This is a genomic window from Candidatus Zixiibacteriota bacterium, from assembly GCA_035574315.1.
Taxonomy (GTDB): domain Bacteria; phylum Desulfobacterota; class Binatia; order UBA9968; family UBA9968; genus DATLYW01.
In genome coordinates, this window is record DATLYW010000001.1 from 1 (window position 1) to 4,771 (window position 4,771).

At 66.5% G+C, this 4,771-nt stretch carries 5 protein-coding genes and 1 tRNA gene; 1 reads left to right on the forward strand and 5 read right to left on the reverse strand.

Going from position 1 to position 4,771, the window contains the following annotated elements; genetic code table 11:
* Positions 1 to 687: 687 nt before the first annotated feature.
* From VNN77_00005 to VNN77_00025, 5 genes are all read right to left on the reverse strand, one after another.
* Positions 688 to 760, reverse strand: a tRNA-Phe gene (locus tag VNN77_00005).
* Positions 761 to 795: 35 nt separating this feature from the next.
* Positions 796 to 1,836: a glutathione synthase gene (gene gshB, locus VNN77_00010; protein HXG49775.1), complete on the reverse strand. Its 1,041-nt coding sequence runs from the start codon at positions 1,834 to 1,836 to the stop codon at positions 796 to 798.
* Positions 1,837 to 1,852: 16 nt separating this feature from the next.
* Positions 1,853 to 2,548 (reverse strand): RDD family protein, encoded by a 696-nt coding sequence (locus VNN77_00015; protein ID HXG49776.1) that lies wholly within the window; start codon positions 2,546 to 2,548, stop codon positions 1,853 to 1,855.
* Positions 2,545 to 3,324, reverse strand: a complete 780-nt coding sequence (locus VNN77_00020; GenBank protein HXG49777.1) for a 16S rRNA (uracil(1498)-N(3))-methyltransferase — start codon at positions 3,322 to 3,324, stop codon at positions 2,545 to 2,547. The genes VNN77_00015 and VNN77_00020 overlap by 4 nt, the downstream gene beginning before the upstream one ends.
* 6 nt (positions 3,325 to 3,330) lie before the next feature.
* Positions 3,331 to 4,203 (reverse strand): 50S ribosomal protein L11 methyltransferase, encoded by an 873-nt coding sequence (locus VNN77_00025; GenBank protein HXG49778.1) that lies wholly within the window; start codon positions 4,201 to 4,203, stop codon positions 3,331 to 3,333.
* Positions 4,204 to 4,349: 146 nt separating this feature from the next.
* Here VNN77_00025 and VNN77_00030 point away from each other — a divergent pair.
* Positions 4,350 to 4,771, forward strand: a 422-nt coding sequence (locus VNN77_00030) for a hypothetical protein (protein ID HXG49779.1), incomplete at its 3' end; no start/stop codon positions are given.

Here is a 4,771-nt window from a genome sequence, read left to right on the forward strand (position 1 = left end):
GCTTCCATTTGCCCGACAGATCGTGTAGCTTCTCGCATAGGCGTGTCCCTCCTCGGTTTGGCTCCCCTAAAGAGCCTTTGGTTTTTTGGCTACCGAGAGGATACGCCTTTTTAATTTTCTACAGCAAGCAGGACACGACCGAGCTCCTTGGCAAAGTACGCTGCGGCCTTTTTAATGGCTTTCCGATTTTCCTGGTCGACTGCCGCGCGCACCCGGGTCAGTCTGGGAGTGCCGTGATTCTCCATCGCAATGGCGGAAGCGTTGCGATGCAGGACGGAAGCACTGCAATCTTCACCGGACCAGTTACAAAGTTTCAGGGTATCTACAGTGGTCGAATTAACGACCAATCCGATCTTGGAATCGTATGGAAGGCCGCAGCCGTCGCCGAACTAATCGCTTCCATATGAATCGCACGCCTAGCCGCGCGTTCCATCGGACGCGCCGCAAGCGTCGTACCGCTGAACGCGAACGCTGGGCGACCATGCCGATACTCCACGATCCGGTGACGCCTTTTGTTTCCGCAATCGCGGCCGGAAAGGTCGAGGTGTACAACGAGTTCAGCCGCAGCATGAGCTTGGTATCTACCTTCAATGGCCCCGGTGCTTGAGGAGTCAAAGCCGATTTCCAAAGGAGCGAAGCAGTGGTCATGCCCGCGTCGGCTCAATGGCAAACCCGGTGGGTGGGATGTGGCCAGGGACGGAATCGAACCGCCGACACGAGGATTTTCAGTCCTCTGCTCTACCGACTGAGCTACCTGGCCAGAGTGCTGAAATATTGCGTAAAATCCGCGGCGAGTCAAGAATTGCCGGAGCGTTTCGGCGGCCGTTTGCGGCGCCGGCCCGGGATCTTTGCCGCTTCCTGCGGTAAATCCTCTGCGCGAAGCGCGCGGGCGCGGCTCTCGATGAAATCGACGACCTGCGTCTCCAGCCGAACACCGTCGAGCGCGTTGATCTCCTGAATCCCCGTCGGACTGGTGACGTTCACCTCGGTGAGGAAGCTCCCGATCACGTCGAGGCCGGCGAAATAGAGTCCGTCCTGCCGCAATAGCGGCGCCAGCGCCTCGCAGATCTCCCGGTCGCGCGCCGTTATCTCCGTGCGCACACAGCGCCCGCCGACGTGGATGTTGCCGCGGTGCTCCTCCTCGGACGGCACCCGCAGCACCGCGCCCAGGGGCTCGCCGTTGAGCACGATGATCCGCTTGTCGCCCTGGCGGATCTCGGGAAGGTAGCGCTGGGCCATGATCAGCTTTCTCCCGTTGTCGGTCGCCATCTCGAGGATCGCGTTGGTGTTGCGGTCCTGGGTGTTGAGGTAGAAAACGCCGCTTCCGCCGGCGCCGTCCAGCGGCTTGACGATCATCTCGCCCCCCAGCTCGTCCATGAAGTCCTTGAGGCGGCGTATGTCGCTGCTCACGAGCGTCTGGGGAATCTGCTCCGGGAAACGCAGCGCGTAGAGCTTCTCGTTGGCCTCGCGCAGCCCCCGCGGATGGTTCATGACGAAGCACTTGCGCTCGTCGATCAGGCTCAAGAGATGCGTGGCGAAGAAGAACCTGATGTCGAAGGGAGGGTCCTTGCGCATCAGGACCGCGTCGAAATCCTCGAGCGGCCCCTCTTCCCGGGCCTCGAAGCGGTAGTGGGGCACGGCCCGCGCCACCTCGATCCGGCGGTACTGCGCGTGCGCGGTCCCGCCGCGCAGGAAGAGATCGTCGAGCTCCATGTAGTAGACCGCGTGGCCGCGCCGCTGCGCCTCGAGCATCAGGACGAAGGTGGTGTCCTTGTCGATGTCGATCTTCTCGACGGGGTCCATGACCACCCCGATCTTCAGCGGCCGCATAGCCATTCCCCCCTCGCTCGGCTCAAACCCGGACGACGCGCGTGCCCGCGATCAGATCGTGCCAGGCCTTTCGCTCCCGGCTGACCAAGACCCAGAGAAAGCCGACGAGCAACGGCGCCAGCGCGAACTCCGCCAGCCAGCGCAGAAGCGCCCGGGCGTAGCCGACCTCGTCCCGGCCCTCGCCTACGACCCGCAGCCCGAGCGCCCGCTTGCCGACGGTCTGCCCGTCCGCGCCGTGAAGGAGCACGAAGTAAAGCGCGCTCACGACCGTCCACCCCCAGGTGAGAAGCGCGATGAGCGCGGCCGAATTCTGCCAGCCGATCGTTCTTCCGTGCGCCGCAAGCCCTACCTTGTATCCTATGAGCGAGAGCACGGACATCACCGCGCAAAAAAGGCCGACGACGACGAGATCGATCGCGAAGGCGACGAGCCGGCGCACGAACCCTCCCGGGAGGGCTTCCGCCGAAACCGGGCGGGCGGAGCCGAAGCGCTCTTCTTCCTCGCCCGGATACTTCGCGTCCAGCTCGCGGCGCGCGAGGTCGGTCCCGGCCTCGGGCTCCGGAAACTCCTCGTCGGGCGTGAGCGCAAATTCGGCCCGGTGGCCTCCGAGGACCACCCGGGGCGGAAGCTGCTTGGCGCCGCAGATCGGGCACCGCCCTTCGACGGGCACCATCTCCGAGTCGCAGTTGGGACAGCGGATCGTTTCGTTCTCGCTCACAAGCGTTCCTCATCCGGGCCCGCAGGCCCAGGGGCCCGGCCGAGATCTCCCCAGAGAAATTGAAGCAGCGCCATGCCGGCCACCGCGGCGGTCTCGGCGCGCAAAACCCGGCCGCCCAGTCGCACCGAGTTGAAGCCGTGGTCGCGCGCCAGCTCGGCCTCTTCGGCGCTGAAGCCGCCTTCGGGGCCGACGGCGAGGAGCAACGAGCGGGCGCCCGGCTCGGCCGCGTGCAGCGCCGCCAGCGTGCCGCGGTCTTCCTTCTCCCAGAGCATGATCTTGAGCGTCCCCGGCCACGCGTCCCGCGCCACGGCCGCAAACGGGCGGATCGCCGCGATCTCGGGCAGGCGGGTCCGGCCGCATTGCTTGGCCGCGCTCAGAGCGATCTTGCGCCAGCGCTCCAGCCGCCGCTCGCTCCTGGCGGCGTCGAGCCGCGGCACGGTGCGGGTCGAGACGTGCGGCACAACACGGCTCACGCCCAGCTCGGTCGCTTTCTCGATCACGAGATCCATCTTTTCCCCTTTGGTGACCGCGACCGCCAGAATCAGCTCGAGCGGCGACTCGTTCGCCGCCCGAAAAGAGCCCAGGATTTCCAGCTCCGCCGCATCGGACGCGACCGCCCGGATCACCGCCTCGTACTCCCGTCCGGTATCGTCGAACAGCGCCACCCGGTCGCCGGGCCCGAGCCGGAGCACGCGCCGCAGATGCGCGAGCTCGGTGCCGGCCAGCGTGGCGCGACCGCCGGCGATGTTCCGGGCGGGCACGAAAAACCGGGCCATGCGCCCTCACGCGCGCCGCAGCAGGAAGGTCGCCCACTCTCCTTCCCGCCTGCGGCGAAGAAGACGAAAGCGCGTCATCGCCGGGTGGCGCAGGACCTCTTCGGCCTGGGGTTCGAGGATGCCCGAGAGGATCAGGAATCCTCCTGCCGAGACGCGCCGGCAAAGCGGCTCCGCGATCTCGAGAATCGTCCCGGCGGTGAGGTTGGCGACGACCAGCGAAAATTTCTTTTTGAGCCGGGCCACGCCGGCCCGCGACAGCCGGACCTTGCCCGCCACGCCGTTTCGCCGGAGGTTTTCCCCCGCGGCCTTCAAGGCGAGCGGGTCGTTGTCGAGCGCGACGACGCCCGCTGCGCCGAGCTTCGCCAGCGCGATGGCCAGGATCCCCGATCCGGTGCCCACGTCGAGCGCGATGTAGCGCTTCTTTCCGAGAAGGCGGTCGACTTGCTCGATCAGCTCCAGGCAGCCGCGCGTCGTCGCGTGCGTTCCCGTGCCGAACGCCTGCCCCGGCTCGATCACGATCGGCAGGCGCCGCCCCGGCCGCCCGGGGACGTCCCAGGGTGGCGCGACGAGAAACCGCCGCCCGATCTTTTGCGGAGAAAAAAAGCTTCGCCACGAGCGGTTCCAGTCGCGCTCGGGCAGGATCCGCCAGCGAAGCTCGCTCGCTTCGCCGCCGGGAAAGAATCTGGCGAGCCGGCGGAGAAACCGGCGCGTCTCACCGAGGATCGGCGCCGCGCGGCCGTTTTCCCGCGGAAAATAGGCCTTGACCCGGGCCTTTCCCAGGACCACGCCCGGCGAGCCCTTCTCGATCAGGAAGTTCGCCGCGGAGTCCAGGGCGGAGGGATGCGTCCGGACCGACAGCTCCAGCCAGGATGAGGGCATGATTTTTTATGCCACATCCGCAAAAGCGCGGCAATGAAAGCCCGCCGGGATGCTCTTCCGCCGCTGAGCTCGCCGCCGCTGCTTGTGAAATTCGCGTTCCCGGTATATGCATCAAAAGATCAGCGAAGTTCGAGGAGTGCGCAACGATGAAGCTGGCCGCAGTCAAACCCGACGATCTGGCGATCGTCCAGGGCGAATCGATCGTTCCGCTGCGCGGGTCGCTCGCCGGCGACGGAGTCGCCTCGATGATCGACCTCATCAGCCGCTACGACGCCGTCGAGAAACGGCTTCGAAGCCTCGCCGAGACGGGCGCTCCCGCACGGCTGGACCCGAAGGCACTCAGGCCTCCGGTGGAGCGCCCCTCGAAGATCTGGGCCGCGGCGACCAACTACAAGCGCGGGAGCGCCGGGCTCGAGGACGCGCGCGGCCGGGGCGCGGCCTCAGCTCTCCTTCGCCACCCCCAGGTTCATCGCCCCGATCCCTTCGATCTCCGCTCTCAAGCGGTCGCCGGGCTGGAGCGCCCGCTGAAACTGCGGCGAGTCGGGATTCCCGGTCGCGATGAGGTCGC